This window comes from Streptomyces sp. NPDC046977 (assembly GCF_040644455.1).
Taxonomy (GTDB): Bacteria; Actinomycetota; Actinomycetes; order Streptomycetales; family Streptomycetaceae; genus Actinacidiphila.
The window spans coordinates 87,124-104,145 of record NZ_JBEYWO010000010.1; the positions used below are offsets into that span (position 1 = coordinate 87,124).

The following is a 17,022-nucleotide window of genomic DNA, read 5'->3' on the forward strand; positions in this document are numbered from 1 at the left end:
ACCGGCCTACTCGGGCAGGCGGACCAGCATCTTGCCGGTGTTGTCGCCGCGCAGGACGCCGAGGAAGGCCTCCAGGTTGTTCTCGATGCCGTCCATGACGGTCTCGCGGTAGCGCAGTCCGCCCTCGCGGATCCAGCCGCCGACCTCCTGGACGAACTGCGGCTGGAGGTCGTAGTGGTCGCCGACGAGGAAGCCCTCGATACGCAGCCGGTTCTGGATGAGGCGGGCCAGGTTGCGCGGGCCGGGGTCGGGCTCGGTGGCGTTGTAGAGCGCGATCATGCCGCAGACGGCCACGCGGCCGCGCAGGTTGAGGGCGCCGATGGCGGCCTCCAGGTGCTCACCGCCGACGTTGTCGAAGTAGACGTCGATGCCGTCGGGGGCGGCGGCGGCCAACTGCTCGGCCACCGGGCCGTTCTTGTAGTTGAAGGCGGCGTCGAAGCCGTACTCCTCGGTGAGCAGCTTGACCTTCTCGTCCGAGCCGGCGCTGCCGACGACGCGTGAGGCGCCCTTGAGCCTGGCGATCTGGCCGACCTGGCTGCCGACCGCGCCGGCCGCGCCGGACACGAAGACGACGTCGCCCTCCTTGAACTCCGCGACCCGCAGCAGGCCCGCGTAGGCGGTGAGGCCGGTCATGCCGAGCACGCCGAGATAGGTGCTCAGCGGCGCGAGGCCGGGGTCGACCTTGACCGCGGTCTTGACGTCGACGAGGGCGTACTCGCGCCAGCCGAGGAAGTGCAGCACGTGGTCGCCGACGGCGAAGCCCTCGGCGTTGGAGGCGACGACCCGGCCGACCGCGCCGCCCTGCATCGGCTTGTCCAGCCGGTACGGCTCCGCGTACGACTTCGTGTCGTTCATCCTGCCGCGCATGTACGGGTCGACGGACACGTACAGGTTGCGGACCAGGACCTGCCCGGGGCCGGGCTCGCCGACCTCGGTCTCGCGCAGCGCGAAGTCCTCCGGCTTCGGCCACCCGTGCGGGCGGGAGACCAGGTGCCATTCACGGCTCTGCGGCATGGGGAAACGCCTCCAAAAGCTTTAGGTTCTTAACCAACCATGTACCTGAATGTTTGATGATGTCAAGCAACAGGTAGCCTGGAGCCATGCCACGCCGCACCGACCCGCTGACCGTGGAGGTCGTCGACCTCATCGCCACCGTCGTGGCGCGCTATCACGAGGAGTACGAGGAGGCCGCCGCGGCCCACCGGCTGACCGGCACCCAGGCGCGCGTGCTGACGCTGCTCGCCCGCGAGCCGCTGCCCATGCGCGGCATAGCGGCACGCCTGAAGTGCGAGCCGTCGAACGTGACCGGCATCGTGGACCGCCTGGAGGCGCAGGGCCTGGTGGAGCGGCGCGCGGACCCGGCCGACCGGCGGGTCAAGCTCGCGGCCCCCACCGAAGCGGGCGAGGTCACCGCGGGACGGCTGCGCGGCTCACTGGACTTCGCGCGGGAACCACTGGCCGCGCTCTCGGCGGGCGAGCGGGCGACACTGCGCGACCTGCTCAGGCGGATGGTGGGCCGGGACTGACCGGCCGGGACTGACCGGCCGGGACCGGCCGCCGGCGACGACGGGCGGCGACCCGTCAGCTGCACCACCACAGGATGCGGGTGCAGGTGGGCGACGGCGTCGAGGACGGGGGCGGCGGGGGCGCGCTGGCCGGGGTCGAGGCCGGGCCGGAGGAGCCCGAACCACCGCCGTTGCCGCCCGGGGCGGTCGGCGGCCCGGAGGTCGTCGGTTTCTGGCTCACCGCACCGGACGCCGTCGCGGTCGGCGAGCCCTTGCCGCTCGCCGAAGGACTCGACGACGTCGAGGCACTGGACGAGGCCGAGGCCGAGGCCGAGGAGGCGTCGGACGCGGGCTTCCCGGTGACGCTCGCCGTCGAGGAGGCGTGCGCCGAGGACGTCGCACCCGGTGAGGCGCTCGGGCTGGGCACCTCGTCGGAACCGGCGGACTGGGTCCGGTCACCGGTCACGTAGCCGGCCAGCGGAAGTTCGGCGACGCTCCAGCCGACCAGCACGATCGCGGCACCGATCAGCGTGCCCACCAACAGGCGGGACTTGCGCCGGGTGCGAATGCTGCGGGTGCGGTTGCGCCGGCCGGAGCGGCGCGGCGCCGCCGGGTCGTCGCCCCCGCGGGCCGCCGCGCGGCGGCGCTCGGCCCGGCCGGGCGCGACGGTCTCCATCGCCTCCGTGTCGGCGGACGCGGCCTGCGCCGCGGGCACGCCGTCGGAACCCTTCTCACCGAGCTGGTGGGCGGGCGCTCCGCACCCCGGGCAAGACAGGGCGCCGTTGATGTGCCGTCGGCAGGCTGCGCAGTAGTCCATCGTCCGGGCAGCGTATGTGAGGCACTGGTACGACGTACACATGAGCCGTTCGTCGAACTGGTGAAACCTCTGTGAAAGCCGGGACATGCGGGTTTAGGAACCCGATCAGCCCTGAATTCCACTCCAATCAGCCCGCAAAAGGCACTTCGGGCATACCCTGCCCGGCCCCGGGCAGTACCAGCAGCGAACCGGCCAGCGGGCGGGCGGCCAGCTCCCGCTCCCCCAGCCCGGTCCGCGCCGAGGTGATGTAGAGGTCGGTGAGGTGCGGCCCGCCGAAGGCGCAGGCCGTCGGCCGCCGCACGGGCACCTCGACCACCCGGTCCAGGGCACCGCGCGGGGTCCAGCGGCGCACCGCGGCCCCGTCCCACAGCACCACCCACACGCAGCCGTCGGCGTCCACCGTGAGCCCGTCGGGGAAGCCGGCACCCTCCTCGACCACCGCGAACGGGCGCCGCTTGCGGACCAGTCCGGTGTCACGGTCCACATCGAAGACGTCGATCCGGCGGGTGGGGCTGTCGACGTAGTACATGAGCGAGCCGTCGGGGCTCCAGCCGGTCCCGTTGCTGACGGCCACGTCGTCCAGGACCGTTTCGACCGTGCCGTCGGGGGCCACCCGGGACAGCGTCCCTCCGCCGGGTGCCTCGTCGTAGCGCATGGTGCCGGCCCACAGGGCGCCGGACGCGTCGACCGCCGCGTCGTTGGCCCGCCGCCCGGGCACGGACTCGCGGTGCAGCCAGCGGAAGGCGCCGTCGGCGTCGTACACCGCCACGCCGTCACGGAGGTTGACCACGATGCCGCCGGCCGCGCGCGGCTTGGCGGCGCCGACGTGCTGCCCGGTCCCCAGGACCGAGGTCCGGCCGTCCAGCGGGTCGTACCCGTGCACACGGGAGGCGAGGATGTCCACCCAGAGCAGCCGGGCACCGGCCGCGTCCCAGGTGGGGCCCTCACCGAGCGACGCCCGTGCGGCGAGGGCGAGTTCGACCCCGCTCATCGCACACCGCCGCGGTGGCCGAGGCGTTCGGAGAGTTCGGCGGCCCCCTTGACCGCCAGCCCCTCCAGCTCCGTCAGGCGCTCGTCGCTCCACCGGACCATCGGCACGGAGATGCTGAGCGCCGCCACCACGTGCCCGGCGGCGTCCCGCACCGGGGCGGCCACGCAGGAGACGTCGGGGTTGGACTCGCGCTGCTCGACGGCGATGCCGCGCTCGCGCACCAGGTCCAGCTGGCGCCGGAGTTCGCGCGGCGAGGTGATGCTGTGCGGGGTCATCGCGGTCAGCGGGCGGTCGTCGGGGAAGCGGTCGTCGATCGCGGCGGCGGGCAGCGCGGCGAGCAGCATCTTGCCGACCGAGGTGCAGTGCGCGGGGAGCCGCCGGCCGGCCGCGGAGACCATCCGCACCGCGTGGGTGCTGTCGACCTTGGCGATGTAGATGACGTCGGTGCCCTCGAGCACCGCCACGTGCACCGTCTCGTCGCAGGTCTCGGCGACGGACCGGGCGACCTGCTGCCCCTCGGCGGCCAGGTCCAGCTGCTCGGCGTAGCGGCTGCCCAGCTGGTACGTGCGCACGCCGAGCCGGTAGCGGCCGGCCTGCCCCGGCAGCGGGACGAGGTAGTTGCGCGCGGCCAGCGTCGTCACCAGCTCGTGCACGGTGGTGCGCGGGAGCCCCAGCCTGCGGGTGATCTCCGGCGCGGACATCGTGCCGTCCCCCTCGAGGAAGAGTTCCATGATGTCCAGCGCTCTGGTCACCGCGGGTACGAGACGTCCCATCTCTGCTCGCTCTCTCCGAGCGGTCGTTCCCGGCCGCCCTCGGCTGTTCGAGATTCCGAAAAGCGATCGGTATCGCGAACGCAGCGTATCCGCGCCGGGGCGGGCCGGGCAATGGCCGCGCATCACGCACACGCGACACCGGGGGCACGTCCGAACGACTGGCTTACCTGACGACCCATCACCCAGTGTGCTTATCTGACAGGACTATATGGGTGATGGTTCGCATCTCCGGACATCAGCAGGCGTTGATTCGGTCACGACGTTTGGAGTCGGACCGATCCGAAGGGAATAAAAGTGAACCGCTTCACCAAGGTCGCCATCTCGACCATCATCGCCGGGGTCACCGTTTTCGGCGCCAGCACGGCGGCTGTCGCCGGTGGCAACGACAACCGCGGCGGCGGTTTCGGCGGCGGCCGTAACTTCGGCCACGGCGGTGGCTACGGCGGTGGCTACGGCCACGGCGGTGGCTACGGCAACGGCTTCGGCGGCTTCGGCCGCGGCGGCGGTGCCCACGCGCGGGGCGCCGCCATCGGCTCGCCCGGCATCCTGAGCGGCAACGTCGTCCAGGTGCCGATCAACATCCCGATCAACGTCTGCGGCAACGGCATCGGCGTCATCGCCCTGCTGAACCCGACGGCCGGCAACGTCTGCATCAACAGCTGACGCAGTCCTACTGTCTCGACCGAGGCCGCCGGAGGATTCCTCCGGCGGCCTCGTCGTGTGCTCCGGCCGCCGTGTCACAGGCCGTTGGTGAAGGCGGCGAGCCGGGCCGTGCCGAACCCCCCGTCCAGCGGGACGTTGCGGATCGCGTGCTCGCCCAGCCACGCCGACAGCGCCGCGAAGGACGCGTCGCCGTACGTGTCCTTGTACAGCGCGGCGATCCCGGTGACATGCGGGGCGGCCATCGAGGTGCCGTCCATGTCGCGGAAGCTGCCGTTGAGGTACGCGGACAGGATGCCCGTACCGGGCGCGTGGATGTCCACGCACGTGCCCCAGTCGCTGAACCAGGCCCGGCGGTCCTCCTGGTCGATGGCGCCGACGGTGAAGGCTCCCGGCGAGGAGGCCGGGGAGACGAAGCAGGCGTTGACGTTGTCGTTCCCGGCCGCGACCACCGGGAAGACGCCCGCCTTCGACAGCGCCTCCACCGCGCGGTTCACCGCCAGGGACCACCGTCCGGCGAACGACAGATTGGCCACGGCGGGGCGCTTCGCGTGCCCGGCCACCCAGTCGATGCCCGCGAGGATCACGGAGTTCGCGGTCCGCCCCACGCAGGGGAAGACCCGCACCGACACCAGCGACACCTTGCGCGCGACCCCCGTGTAACTGCCGCCGACCGTGCCCGCCACATGCGTGCCGTGGCCGTTGCAGTCCCCGCCGTCCAGACCGTCGCCGATCGCGTCGTACCCGGGCACCGCGCGGCCCCCGAAGTCCGGGTGCGAGAACTCGATGCCGCTGTCGACGACGTACGCCGTCACCTTGGCCCCCGTCGCCTTCACGGAGAACCCGGTACCGCCCAGCGCCCGGTTGTTGATGCGGGTCAGCCCCCAGGGCGTGAAGCCGCCCATGCGCAGCGCGGAGGCGGACGGCAGGGGGGCCGCGGTCTCCGCCGGCGGGTCCACGGGCTCGCCGTCCGGGCCGCCGGAGTACGGCGGTTCGAGGTCGCTGTCCGCGGGGGCGTCCTCGCCGGGCGGCACGTTCACCATCGCGTCCTGCTCCACCTCGTCCACCCCGGCCGCGGTGCGCGCCTTCTCCGCCTGGGCCTGCGTCAGTTGCGCCGCGAAGCCGGTCAGGGCGTGCCGGTAGGTGAAGAGCGGCGTGACCCCGAGCCCGCCGAGCACCGCGTCGGGGGAGGCGCCCGGCTTCAGCGTGACGATGTACCGCCCGGGTATCGCCCCCGGGGGGCCGGGCCGGGGTTCGGCGGCGCCGGGCGCCGCGGGCAGGGCGAGGGCGAGGACCGGCAGGACGGTTATGAGGGCGGCGGACGCGGTCCGCCGCAAGGACAGGCGCATGTGCGGGACTCCTTGACGGCTCGGTCGATCTGACGGCCCCCCGGAACCCCTGGTTATCAGCTGGTATTTCCGCCCGCGCGGCCCGGACGGCTATCCGGGTGACGCTCCGCATCCGACGCGCGGGGGCTTCGTTGACCAGTCGGCATGCAGTGATCAATGAAAGGAACAGCTCGTGAAGCGTTTTTCGAAGGCAGCCGTCCTGACCGTCGCGGCGGGCGCCGCGGTCCTCGGCAGCGCGGGCGGTGCCCTTGCCGACGGCGGTTACGGCGGCGGCCACGGTGGCGGTTACGGCGGCGGCCACGGCGGTGGCTTCGCCGGCGGCTACGGCGGCTTCGGCCGCGGCGGTGCGCACGCGGACGGCGCAGCGATCGGCTCCCCCGGCGTGGTCAGCGGCAACGCGATCCAGGTCCCGGTGAGCATCCCGGTCAACGTCTGCGGGAACAGCGTCAACATCCTGCTCTCGCTGGTCAACCCGACCGCCGGGAACGTCTGCATCAACTCCTGACGGCAGCCCCCTCGTCGGGGCACCCGCCGTCCGGGGCACTCTCCCGCGCGGCCCTGTCCGTCCCCGCCATCGGCAGCGCCGCGGCCCTCGCGCTCCCCGCCCTGGCCAACGACGTCCACGGCCGCGGGAAGGTGCACCGCCCCGACCCGGCGATCCCCGGCTACGGCCGCCCCACTTCGGTGGGGCGGCCGTCGTCGTACCTGGGCCCTCCGCGCGGGCCCCACCTCAACGTCCGGGCTCCACGGTGCGGTTGAGGCCGCCCGTCCCGCAAGTCCGCCGGGGCACGGATGAGACGCCCGTTCCCCACAGACGACCCGGCCTCGTGGGACGGCCCCCGTCGCCCCGGACAGTCCGCGCGCCCGGCGCCAACGCCGCGACGCAACCGCGCTGTTCAAGCCGGTCATGCCGCGAGCGACCGTCAGCGCGGGCGGCAGTCAGGCCGGCCCCGCACCCGTCGGCTTCCGCCACACACGGGCCCGCTCCCATGCCCTCGGCGCGACAACACGGTTGACGCCGTCCGCACCACGCAGCCGATCCGGCCGTCGGTGGCAGGCATCACGGCAAAACGCACGGCGGTCCCGTGGGCCGCTGCCGTCCCGGACAGTCCTCACGGGCCTCGCCAATGCCCTGGCACCACCGCACGGTTGAAGCCGCCCGTACCGCGGACCGCGACCAGTGCCAGAAGCGGCCGGTCCGGCCCCGCACCCGTCGGGCGTACGCCGTGCCCCCCAGGCGGGGCCCGGCAGCCGTCGTCGTGCGGGGCGCTGCGCCCCAGGTGTCACGCCGGCGAACCCCAGCGCGACCGTGCCGTCGAGGCGGCCCGCCCCGCGCGGCGGGCCCGCACGGGCCTCATTCCAATGACCCCAGCACCACCGCGCTGTTGAAGCCGCCCGTGCCGCGGGCCACCACCAGTGCCGTGCGCAGGTGGTCCGGGCGGTGCCAGCGGGTGACCAGGTGGAGCCCGTACCGCTCGCGGCAGGTCGCCTCGTCCGCGCCGCGGGTGGGCGGGATCAGGCCCGTGCGCAGGGAGAGCGCGGCGGTGGCGGCGTCGAGCGCGCCCGCGCCCGACACGAGGCGGCCGACCGCCGCCTTCGGGACGGTCACCGGGAGCGCGGCCAGCCGGTCGCCGAAGACCCGGCGCAGGGCGGCGGCCTCGGCGGCGTCGCCGTCCGGGTCCGCCGCACCGTCGGCGAAGACCACGTCCACGTCCTGCGGTTCACGGCCGGCCTGCTCCAGGGCGGTGGTCATCGCCCGTGCGAGCTGTGCGCCGTCGGGGGCGGGCAGGGTGTGGTGGTACGCGTCGTGCGTGGCGGCGTGCCCGAGCAGTTCGGCGTAGGCGAGCCGGCCGCGTTCCGCCGCGTACGCCTTCTCCTCCAGCACCATCAGCGCGCCGCCCTCGCCGGGTACAAAGCCGGAGGCGTCGGGGCTGAACGGCAGGTAGGCGCGCTCGGGGTCGGTGCCCCGGTGCACGGTCGGCAGGGTCGCCTGGCACGCCAGCGCGTACGGGGACAGCGGCGCCTCGGTCCCGCCGACGAGCACGGCCTTGCTGCCGCGGCGCAGCAGCCGCCATGCCTGCTTGAGCGCGTCGAGGCCGCCCGCCCCGTCGGAGGCGACGACCCCGCAGCCACCGGTGAATCCGTGCCGGATGGAGATCTGCCCGGTGCTGGCCGCGTAGAAGGACGCCGCCGGTCCGCGGGCGGCCGTCCGGCCGGACCGCCCGGCCAGCAGGTGGTGGAGTTCGCGCTGCCCGTACTCGTTGCCGCCCGAGCCGCCCGCGGTGACCACCGACAGATGGAACGGGGGGTGGTCGGCCGGTTTGAGGGCGGCGTCGGTCAGCGCCATCTCGGCGGCGGCCAGGGCGAACCAGGTCCACCGGTCGGTCTGCGCCCGCAGCCGGTCGCCGATCCACTCGCCCGCGTCGAAGCCGGTGATCTCGCCGGCCACGGCGACCGGGGAGCGGCCGGCGTCCGGCCGGCCCAGCGGGCGCAGGCCGTTGCGCCCGGCGAGGGTGGCCCGCCAGTACGGGCCGGTGCCGACGCCGGTGGGGGCGATCACGCCGATGCCGCTGATCACCGCGCGCGTGGTCATGCCGCCGCCTCGTCCCGGTCGTCGCGTTCCGCGACCCCGCGCGCGCCCGCGTCGCGCCCGTCCGCGTCCAGGGCGGAGAAGACCATCGCCGACTGGAAGCCGCCGAAGCCGCTGCCGACCGACAGCGCGTGCCGCACCCGCTGCTCGCGGGCGAAGACGGGCGTGTAGTCCAGGTCGCACAGCGGGTCGGGGTGGACCAGGTTGGCCGTCGGCGGGATCTTGCCGCGGCTGATGGCCAGGGCGCACGCGGCCGTCTCCAGTGCGCCGATCGCGCCGAGGGAGTGGCCGATGACCGACTTGATGGAGCTGATCGCCACCTTCCGCGCGTGCTCGCCCAGGGCCCGCTTGTAGGCGGCGGTCTCATGGCGGTCGTTCTGCGTGGTGCCGGAGCCGTGGGCGCTGATGTAGTCCAGTTCCTCGGGGGAGATGCCGGCCTCGGACATGGCGGTGATGATGGCCTCGCTCAGCTCGTAGCCGTCGGGACGCAGCCCGGTCATGTGGTAGGCGTTGGCCCGGTTGTCGTAGCCGCGGACCTCGCAGTAGACGCGGGCGCCGCGGGCGACGGCGCGCTCCATCTCCTCCAGGACGAGCACGGCGCCGCCCTCGCCGAGGACGAACCCGCTGCGGCGTGCGTCGAAGGCGGTCGCCGCCCGCCCGGGGTCGCCGTCGAAGTCGGTGGTGGCGCGGACCGCGTCGAAACAGGCCACCGTGACGGGCGAGATGGGCGCGTCGCCGGCGCCCGCGAGCACCACGTCGGCCTCGCCGTCGCGCAGTGTCTGGAACGCGTGGCCGATCGCGTCGATGCCCGAGGTGCAGCCGGTGGAGACCACGACGGAGGGGCCGTGCAGCCCGTACCGCAGCGACAGTTCGGCCGCCGCGGAGGAGGGGTGCATGGCCCGGTGCAGGAAGGGGACGCCGTACTCGGCGTGCACCTCCCAGTCGCGGCCGCCGTCGCTGGCGACCGCGTACTCCTCCTCCAGCGTCGCGGTGGCGCCCGCGGCGGTGCCGAGGCAGACGCCGATCCGGTCGGTGTCCTCCTCCTGCGGCGCGATGCCGCTGTCGGCGAGCGCCTCCGCGGCGGCCACCAGGGCGAACTGCGCGTAGCGGGCGTTGCGGCGCACCTCCTGCGGGGTGAGCCCGGCCGCGACCGGGTCGAAGTCGGCCTCGGCGGCGATCTGCGAGCGGTAGCCGGAGGCGTCGAAGCGGCTGATCCGGCGGACCGCCGGCTGCCCCCCGACGATCCGCTGCCAGAAGGCCTCCCGCCCGGCGCCGCCGGGTGCGACCGCGCCGACGCCGGTGACCACGACGCGGCGCACGGCCGGGCGTCCCGTCACCGGTCGACCAGTTCGCGGCCCGGCTCGGACGGGCCCTCGGTGACGGCGGCCTGCGCCACGGCGGCCGCCTCCTCACGGCTCTCGGTGTTGACGTGGCCCAGGTCGGGGCGGGGCGCCAGCGGGCTCAGGAAGAACACCGCGCGGCCGACCGCGCCGGAGGCGTTCACCACGCGGTGCCGCACCTCGCGCGGGATGAGCAGCGCCTCGTTGGCGGCGACGCTGCGCGGCACGCCGTCGAGGTCGACCCGCAACTCGCCCTCCACGACGACCAGGTACTCCTGCGAGTAGGGGTGGTAGTGCTCGGCCACCGCCTCGCCGGGGCCGACCGTGACCATGCCGCAGAAGCCGTCCGTCGTGCCGACGGAGCCCGTCGCGAGCAGGGTGCGGATGTCGCCGCCGCGGCGCGTGTCGGCCGGTACGTCCAGGGTGCCGACCGGGCGGATGCGGCGGGCCTCCAGGCGCTCCTTGATGAGCTGCATCTGCACCTTGGAGTTGCCGTTGATGCGCTGCCGCATGCCCTCGTCGTCGACGGGCGCGTCCGCCTTCATGCGGAAGTCCTGCACCCAGCGCAACCGCGTGCTCTCCGGGCCCAGTTCCTCGTAGTGCCAGAAGATGTTCATGAACTCGAACGGGCCGGTCTCCACCCGCCGCGCCCGCACGGTGCGCGTCACCGGGTCCGCGGTGCGCTCCGAGACCCACGACCAGACGCGGCCCTTCTCGTCCGGGTGCATCGTGAGCCGGAAGCGCACGGTGTCGCCCTCCTGCGCGATGACCTCGGCCGACGCGTACTCGCTGAAGAGCGAGGGCCAGGCGGCGACGTCGTTCGTGCGCAGCCAGACGTACTGCAACGGCGCGTCGATGACGATCTCGTTCTCCGTGTGCGCGCTCATCGTGGGGGTTCCTCCAGAAGGGACGGCGAATGATCACACAAACGGTCCCCACGGTGACGGAACGTGTCACGCGCTCCCGGCCCGGTCCACCCGTACGGACGTCAGGCGCGCCGCTCCAGGCGTTCGGCGAGCACCGCGGCCCGTGTCGCCTGCACGGCGCCCGCCTGGGAGGCGGCGAAGCGCAGCAGGCCCGGCGGGGTGCTCAGCCGCAGGACGTCGGTGACGACGCTGCCGGAGCCGTCGGCCGCGATGGCGAAGCGGTAGCCCATGCGGACCCGGCCGGGGCTGCGCACCTCGCCGCCGACCGAGGCGGCGTCCGGCAGGCCGGCCGGGTCGGCGTTCAACGTGACGTCGATGGCGTTGTCGTGGCGCAGGCCGAGGAACCTGAAGCGCTCCACGGCGGTGTAGCGCACCGTGCCGTCCTCGTCGCGGCGCACCTCGCGGACGGCGACCACCAGCGGCGACAGGCCGATGTAGTGCTCCGGTTCCGCCAGGTGCGCGTAGACCTCGCGCGGCGGCGCGGCGATCCGGAAGACATGCGTCAGTTCGGTGGACGGCACGTTCAACCCCCTTGGACGCGCGGCGCGTCGGCACCGGCGATCCTTCCAGAAGGGGACCGGTTCAGGCCCTGTGGTGCGGCGCCTGACTTCCGTCGACATGGGTGCCGGGGACCAGCGGCGGCGGGCCGGCGGGGCCCTCGCCGATGACACCGGCGCCGGGCGGGGCGGCCGCGTGGCGGGTGTGCGGCTCGCGGCGTTCGGGGTGGCGGTGCGGCCAGAGCGACGGTTTCCTGTGCTTTCCGGTCATATCGGTCCGATACCCGGAACCCGCCGGGCTACGCGGCGGCCGGGGCGAGGGCGACCGCCGCCTCGGCGGTGTGCACCAGGAAGGCCAGCGTCTCCTGGAAGTACAGCCGCACGCTGGTGTCGTCGTGCGACAGGTAGCCGATGGCGACGTCCGAGCCGATGCGCAGTTCGAAGTCGCCGCCGCGCGTCGAGAGCAGGAAGGCCCCGTCGATCGCCGGTGCCCAGACGATCTCGCCGTCCAGGACGCGGGCCAGGTGGGTCTGGATGGGATAGCCGTAGTGGGACGTCTCGTTGACGGCGGTGTACGCCTCCGCGCTGAGCGCGAGCGTGTAGGGGCCGCCGACTCCGGCGAGGCGGAGCGCGGAGACGGCCTGGCTGACGGCGTTGGGGTAGTCGCGCACGTCGGCCGGCAGGGTGAGCGGCGGGTTCGACGCGCTCGCGCGGATGCCGTCGATGCCGGCGGCCGCCCAGCCCTCGAAGATCGCCCGGTCCTCGGTGAAGGCCAGCCGCCGGGCGGCGTCCTTGACCGGCTGCCAGTCGGCGTCCTTGGCACCGCGCTCCACGTCGTCCACCTGGCGGCGGTCGACCGTGAACGGCACCCGCAGCTCGACGACCGGCTGCGAGCGGCGCAGGTGCGCGACGACGTCCGGGGAGGGCGCCGCCACGTCGGCCAGGTGACCGGTCGTCACCGCGGCCAGTTCGGGCCCCGCGGCCTCGGGGACGTCCACGATCCGGCGGCCCGCGACATGGCGCTCGAAGGTGCGCCGCGCCTCGTCCTCCAGGTCCGCCCAGGCCGCGTCGGAGATCGGGGCGAGTTCTCGGTGCAGGTTGTTCATGGCGTGGCGGTCTTCCTGAGGTCTCCGATCCCCAGCGACTGCGGGGCCGGTACGGTCGCGGGCACCGCGGTCGCCGCCGGGGCGGGCGGGCCGGGCAGGTCGTCGAGGAAGGCGGCGGGCGGGGCGAAGAACAGGGTGCCGGTGACGGCGGTGGAGAAGTCCAGGATGCGGTCGTGGGACGCCTCGTCGTCGCCGAGGAACATCCTGCGCAGCATCGTCTCGGTGACCTCCGGCGTCCGCGCGTAGCCGATGAAGTACGTCCCGAACTCGCCGCTCCCGACGGTCCCGAAGGGCATGTTGTCGCGGAGGATCTGCCGCTCGGTGCCGTCCGGGTCGACCACCGTGGTGCGGGCGACGTGGGAGTCGGCGGGCTTGACGGCGTCGTCCATCTCGATGTTGCCCATCTTGCTCCGGCCGATGACCAGCTCCTGCTGCTCGACCGTGAGGGCGTTCCAGGCGTCCATGTCGTGCAGGTACTTCTGCACGATCACGTAGCTGCCGCCGGTGTGGCCGGGGTCCTCGTCGCCGATCAGGACGGCCGCGGCGGCCTCGGCGCCGACGGGGTTCTCGGTGCCGTCGACGAAGCCCAGCAGGTCGCGGACGTCGAGATAGGTGAAGCCGTGCACCTCGTCGCGGACCGTCACGGAGCCGCGCAGCCGCTCCATGATCTGCGCGGCGAGCCCGAAGCACAGGTCCTGCCGGGTGGCCCGGATGTGGAAGAGCAGGTCGCCGGGGGTGGCGGGGGCGTGGTGGCGGGGCCCGGTCAGCTCCTCGAAGGGGTGCAGGCGGGCCGGCCGCGGCGCGTCGAAGAGGCGGTCCCAGACCTGCGAACCGATGCCCGCCACGACGCTGAGCCTGCCGCCCGGGGAGCCGAAGCCGACCGAGCGCTGAAGGCCGGACAGGTCCTCCAGCAGATCGCGGACGGTGTCCTCACCCCCGTCGTCGACGGTGACGACCAGAAAGATGGCGGAGGTCGTGAGAGGGCTGAGCACCGGCTGCGACAGCGCCTCCGGGGAGGATTCCGCCATCACCACGCTCCTTCGGGTCCGGCCCGGCCCGGCCCGTTCCGGACCCGTACCCCTGATCGGCCACGCACCAGTCTGCTCCCCGCGCTTGCGCGGTGCATCCTGACCGGGAGAGCACGCGGCATCGGCGAAAGGCGGCGGACATGAGCGGTGGAACGGCCGCCGGGCCCGGACGCCTGCTTCCCGCACTGCTGCTCGCCCTCACCGTGCTGAGCGGGCTGATCGACGCGGTGAGCATCATCGGCCTGGGCCATGTGTTCGTGGCCAACATGACCGGCAACCTCGTCTTCGTCAGCCTCGGTATGGCGGGCGTCTCCGGCTTCTCCCTCGTCACCTCCGTGGTGGCCCTCGGCGGATTCGTCGCCGGCATCCTGATCTGCCGGGCGACGGTGGGCCGGCTGCAGCCGCCGACGGCGCTGGTGCGGGCCGGTGCGGGCTGCGAGGCCGCGCTGCTGGGCACGGCGGCGGGGCTGTCGGCGGTGGGCGTGCCGCACGACGCCCTGGTCGCGATCTGCGCGGTCGCGCTCGGCATGCAGAACACCATGGCCGGACGGCTGAAGGTCGGCGGACTGACGACGAGCGTGATGACCCGCACCCTGGTCGCCCTGGTCAGTGACGCCGGAGCCCCGAGGCATCCGCGGCCGCTGGCCGTGCGGCAGGCGCTGAGCGTCGTCGCGCTGGTCGCCGGGGCGGCGGTCGGCGCCCTGATCGTGCTCCATGTGAGCGCGGCCGCCGCGATCGCGGCGGCCGCGGGCTGCGCGCTGCTGGTCGCCGGGGCGGCGGCGGTCGCCGAGGCCTGACACCGGGCCCCGGACCAGCGCGTACACCCAACTCCCGTCAGGCAAAGGGCTGTTCATACAACCGACGGCCCATCAGTTCCCGGCGTGCGGCGAACTGACACGTTCCGGAACAGGCGACCCGGATCACATGTGGCGTAACTCTCGCCTCCACCTTGCGGGTCCGAAGAATTCATCCAGCCTCCGCAGGCTCTCTTCCTGCACGTCTCCTAACAGCGCGGACCGGCGCTCAGAGCAAGGAGCGAAACATGGGCCACGGCCACCACCACGGACACGACCACAGCCATGGACACCACCACGAGCACGGCGACGCCTCGCAGTCGCTGCCGCCCGCGCTGGACATGTCCGTCCCCGACGAGGAACTGACGCCGAACCAGCTGTCCCGTCGCGGGATGCTGCGGCGCACCGGCCTGCTCGGCGCGGGTCTGGCCGCGAGCAGCGTGCTCGCCGGCGCGGCGACGGGCGCGACGCCCGCCTTCGCGGACGAGAAGACGGGCCGCAGCGGCACCTGGAACGGCGACTTCCTGTGGCTGGCCGGTGACCACCACATCCACACCCAGTACAGCTCCGACGCGAAGTACCGCGTCGTCGACCACGTCCGGCACGCCAACGGCAACGGCCTGGACTGGATGGTCATCACCGACCACGGCAGCGAGCAGCACGCCAAGATCGGTGTGGAGAAGGTCAACCCCGACATCGTCGCCGCCCGTGACGAGATCGAGGACACCCTGGTCTTCCAGGGCCTGGAGTGGAACATCCCGGCGGCCGAGCACGGCACCGTCTTCGTGCACCCCGGCGCGAACGAGGTCGCGGTGCTGAAGGAGTTCGAGAACTCCTTCGACGGCGCGGTCAAGGGCGCCACGGACAACACCCCGGCCAACGAGGCGCTGGCCATCGCGGGCCTGAACTTCCTCGCCGACGCCGTCGACCAGCGCCGGGTCCGCGACGCGCTGTTCCTGGCCAACCACCCGGCCCGCAAGGGCCTGGACTCCCCGCACGAGATCCGCGCCTGGCGCGACGCCCAGCCGTCCATCGCGGTCGGCATGGAGGGCGCCCCCGGCCACCAGGCCGCGGGCCTCCGCGCCCCGCAGGGTCCCGGCGCGGGCCGCGGTTTCTACGACAGCAACCCGAGCGCCCAGTCCTGGCCCGGCTACCCCCTGGAGAGCTACCGCACCTGGGGCGGCTTCGACTGGATGACCGCCACCGTCGGCGGTCTGTGGGACAGCCTGCTCGCCGAGGGCAAGCCCTGGTGGATCACCGCCAACTCCGACGCCCACAACGTGTACGCGGACAACTCGGTGCGCGGCCCGGGCAGCGACTTCAACGCCAACGGCAAGTACAACGACCCGGTCTACGGCGGCGCGCTCAACCTGACCGACGGCGACTTCTGGCCCGGCCAGTACAGCCGCACCCACGTCGGCGCCGTCAGCTTCTCCTACCGCGCGGTGATGGACGGCATCCGCGACGGCCGCGTGTGGGTGGACCACGGCGGTCTGATCAGCGGCCTCAACGCCCGCCTGAAGGCCGGCGGCGACGAGCAGACCCTCGGCGGCATGCTGCGGATCCGCCGCGGCGACAAGGTCGACCTGATCCTCGAGATCGACCTGGCGAACGGCCCCAACTGGGCGCAGTTCGTGCCGACCCTCGCCCGTGTCGACGTCATCCAGGGCGACGTCACCGGCCGCGCCTCCGACAAGGACACCTTCGCCGCGCCCACCGCCAAGGTCGTGACGTCCTTCGAGGTGAACCAGTCCGTGGGCTCGGTGCGTCTGCGCTACTCGCTCGGCCGCGTCGACCGCCCGCTGTACGTCCGCCTGCGCGGTACGGACGGCAACCGCAGCGCCGTCGGCCTGAACGGTCCCGCGGTGGACCCGCACGGCCCGGCGATCGACGTCGTGGGCGACGCCGACCCGTGGCGCGACCTGTGGTTCTACACCAACCCGATCTGGGTGCTGCCCGCGTGACGAACGGCACGGTCCTCGGCGTCGACGCCGGAACCGCCGGCCTGCGGGAGGCCGACCACCTGATCCACCATCTGGTGGACCGGCTCGGCCTTCCCGCGGGCACGGTCGCCTGCACCCACCTCATCCGGACCGGCACCCCGCACACGGCGGTGTCGTTCACCCTGCCGGACGAGGAGGGGCCCGCGGCGGCCGAGGCGGCCTGGCGGGCGCTGACCGCTCCGGACGCCGCAACCGCCGATGAGGGCGTGGACGGGCCGGGGACCGCGGGACCGAAGCCGTGGGGCGTGCGCCTGGGCGACCGCACCCACGGCCCGGCCCCGCTGGCCGCCGCCGCCACGCGGGCCGCGGAGGAGGCCGCCGCCCGTACCGGCGGCCGCGCCGTGGTCTTCCCCGGTGTGGAGCACCTCACCGGGGTGATCACGGTGGCCGATGTGCTCGCGCACACCCCCATCACCGGGCTCACGGTCCTCGGTTCCCCGGCGGACGAACGGCCCGCGCCCGGCATCGAGGTCCTCACCAGGGACCATGTCCGCCCGGAGTGGCGGGCCGGCCGGCTCGTGCTGCCGCTGGTCCCCGCCGTCGGCGGGCGCCTCGCCCCCTTCGAGGTGCCCAACCCGACGCCCTGCTGCGCCGACCACTGAGTGCGTTCGGCCCGTCCCGCCCCCGGCCGGGACGGGCCGCA

General features: G+C 73.6%; 18 protein-coding genes. 7 read left to right on the forward strand and 11 right to left on the reverse strand.

The window, feature by feature from the left end:
- Positions 1–6: 6 nt before the first annotated feature.
- Positions 7–1,014: an NADP-dependent oxidoreductase gene (locus tag ABZ883_RS17375; protein WP_360906664.1), complete on the reverse strand. Its 1,008-nt coding sequence runs from the start codon at positions 1,012–1,014 to the stop codon at positions 7–9.
- Between the two features lie 86 nt (positions 1,015–1,100).
- On the opposite strand from ABZ883_RS17375, the gene ABZ883_RS17380 reads away from it, so the two are divergent.
- Both ABZ883_RS17380 and ABZ883_RS17385 read left to right on the forward strand, forming a co-directional pair.
- Positions 1,101–1,526, forward strand: a complete 426-nt coding sequence (locus ABZ883_RS17380) for a MarR family transcriptional regulator (protein ID WP_360906666.1) — start codon at positions 1,101–1,103, stop codon at positions 1,524–1,526.
- Positions 1,527–1,600: 74 nt separating this feature from the next.
- Positions 1,601–1,975 carry a hypothetical protein gene (locus ABZ883_RS17385; protein ID WP_360906668.1) on the forward strand — a complete coding sequence of 125 codons (375 nt, stop codon included), beginning with the start codon at positions 1,601–1,603 and terminating at the stop codon, positions 1,973–1,975.
- 474 nt (positions 1,976–2,449) lie between these two features.
- On the opposite strand, the gene ABZ883_RS17390 is transcribed toward ABZ883_RS17385, so the two are convergent.
- Together ABZ883_RS17390 and ABZ883_RS17395 are read right to left on the reverse strand one after the other, a co-directional pair.
- Positions 2,450–3,313, reverse strand: coding sequence for an SMP-30/gluconolactonase/LRE family protein (locus ABZ883_RS17390; RefSeq protein ID WP_360906670.1), 864 nt, complete (start codon positions 3,311–3,313; stop codon positions 2,450–2,452).
- Positions 3,310–4,086: an IclR family transcriptional regulator gene (locus ABZ883_RS17395; RefSeq protein WP_360906672.1), complete on the reverse strand. Its 777-nt coding sequence runs from the start codon at positions 4,084–4,086 to the stop codon at positions 3,310–3,312. Before ABZ883_RS17395 ends, ABZ883_RS17390 begins: the two co-directional genes overlap by 4 nt.
- A 294-nt stretch (positions 4,087–4,380) precedes the next feature.
- Between ABZ883_RS17395 and ABZ883_RS17400 the strand changes: the two genes are divergently transcribed.
- A complete protein-coding gene (locus ABZ883_RS17400; RefSeq protein WP_360906674.1) occupies positions 4,381–4,749 on the forward strand; it encodes a chaplin in 369 nt (122 codons plus the stop codon).
- A gap of 74 nt (positions 4,750–4,823) precedes the next feature.
- On the opposite strand, the gene ABZ883_RS17405 is transcribed toward ABZ883_RS17400, so the two are convergent.
- The gene (locus tag ABZ883_RS17405; protein WP_360906676.1) at positions 4,824–6,095 is read right to left on the reverse strand and encodes a S8 family peptidase; all 1,272 of its coding nucleotides are present in this window, start codon (positions 6,093–6,095) and stop codon (positions 4,824–4,826) included.
- Between the two features lie 172 nt (positions 6,096–6,267).
- Between ABZ883_RS17405 and ABZ883_RS17410 the strand changes: the two genes are divergently transcribed.
- On the forward strand, positions 6,268–6,600 hold the full coding sequence (locus ABZ883_RS17410; RefSeq protein ID WP_360906678.1) for a chaplin: 333 nt from the start codon (positions 6,268–6,270) through the stop codon (positions 6,598–6,600).
- A gap of 849 nt (positions 6,601–7,449) precedes the next feature.
- Here ABZ883_RS17410 and ABZ883_RS17415 read toward each other — a convergent pair.
- The 7 genes from ABZ883_RS17415 to ABZ883_RS17445 all read right to left on the reverse strand — a co-directional run bounded on the left by ABZ883_RS17415 (position 7,450) and on the right by ABZ883_RS17445 (position 13,582).
- Positions 7,450–8,688 (reverse strand): beta-ketoacyl synthase N-terminal-like domain-containing protein, encoded by a 1,239-nt coding sequence (locus ABZ883_RS17415; RefSeq protein ID WP_360906680.1) that lies wholly within the window; start codon positions 8,686–8,688, stop codon positions 7,450–7,452.
- The gene (locus ABZ883_RS17420; RefSeq protein ID WP_360906681.1) at positions 8,685–10,022 is read right to left on the reverse strand and encodes a beta-ketoacyl-[acyl-carrier-protein] synthase family protein; all 1,338 of its coding nucleotides are present in this window, start codon (positions 10,020–10,022) and stop codon (positions 8,685–8,687) included. Before ABZ883_RS17420 ends, ABZ883_RS17415 begins: the two co-directional genes overlap by 4 nt.
- Entirely contained in the window at positions 10,019–10,912 is an 894-nt protein-coding gene (locus tag ABZ883_RS17425) for a cupin domain-containing protein (RefSeq protein ID WP_360906683.1), read from the reverse strand. Before ABZ883_RS17425 ends, ABZ883_RS17420 begins: the two co-directional genes overlap by 4 nt.
- Positions 10,913–11,013: 101 nt before the next feature.
- Positions 11,014–11,472, reverse strand: coding sequence for an SRPBCC family protein (locus ABZ883_RS17430; RefSeq protein WP_360906685.1), 459 nt, complete (start codon positions 11,470–11,472; stop codon positions 11,014–11,016).
- A 61-nt stretch (positions 11,473–11,533) separates the two neighbouring features.
- Complete coding sequence (locus ABZ883_RS17435; RefSeq protein WP_360906687.1) at positions 11,534–11,719, reverse strand: hypothetical protein; 186 nt, start codon at positions 11,717–11,719, stop codon at positions 11,534–11,536.
- A gap of 28 nt (positions 11,720–11,747) precedes the next feature.
- On the reverse strand, positions 11,748–12,554 hold the full coding sequence (locus ABZ883_RS17440) for a family 1 encapsulin nanocompartment shell protein (protein ID WP_360906689.1): 807 nt from the start codon (positions 12,552–12,554) through the stop codon (positions 11,748–11,750).
- Complete coding sequence (locus ABZ883_RS17445) at positions 12,551–13,582, reverse strand: Dyp-type peroxidase (protein ID WP_360906691.1); 1,032 nt, start codon at positions 13,580–13,582, stop codon at positions 12,551–12,553. Before ABZ883_RS17445 ends, ABZ883_RS17440 begins: the two co-directional genes overlap by 4 nt.
- Positions 13,583–13,722: 140 nt before the next feature.
- Here ABZ883_RS17445 and ABZ883_RS17450 point away from each other — a divergent pair, with 140 nt between their 5' ends.
- The 3 genes from ABZ883_RS17450 to ABZ883_RS17460 all read left to right on the forward strand — a co-directional run bounded on the left by ABZ883_RS17450 (position 13,723) and on the right by ABZ883_RS17460 (position 16,981).
- Entirely contained in the window at positions 13,723–14,379 is a 657-nt protein-coding gene (locus ABZ883_RS17450) for a YoaK family protein (protein WP_360906693.1), read from the forward strand.
- Between the two features lie 245 nt (positions 14,380–14,624).
- Positions 14,625–16,340 carry a PHP domain-containing protein gene (locus tag ABZ883_RS17455; RefSeq protein ID WP_360906695.1) on the forward strand — a complete coding sequence of 572 codons (1,716 nt, stop codon included), beginning with the start codon at positions 14,625–14,627 and terminating at the stop codon, positions 16,338–16,340.
- Positions 16,337–16,981 carry a hypothetical protein gene (locus tag ABZ883_RS17460; protein ID WP_360906697.1) on the forward strand — a complete coding sequence of 215 codons (645 nt, stop codon included), beginning with the start codon at positions 16,337–16,339 and terminating at the stop codon, positions 16,979–16,981. Before ABZ883_RS17455 ends, ABZ883_RS17460 begins: the two co-directional genes overlap by 4 nt.
- The last annotated feature ends 41 nt before the right edge of the window (positions 16,982–17,022 follow it).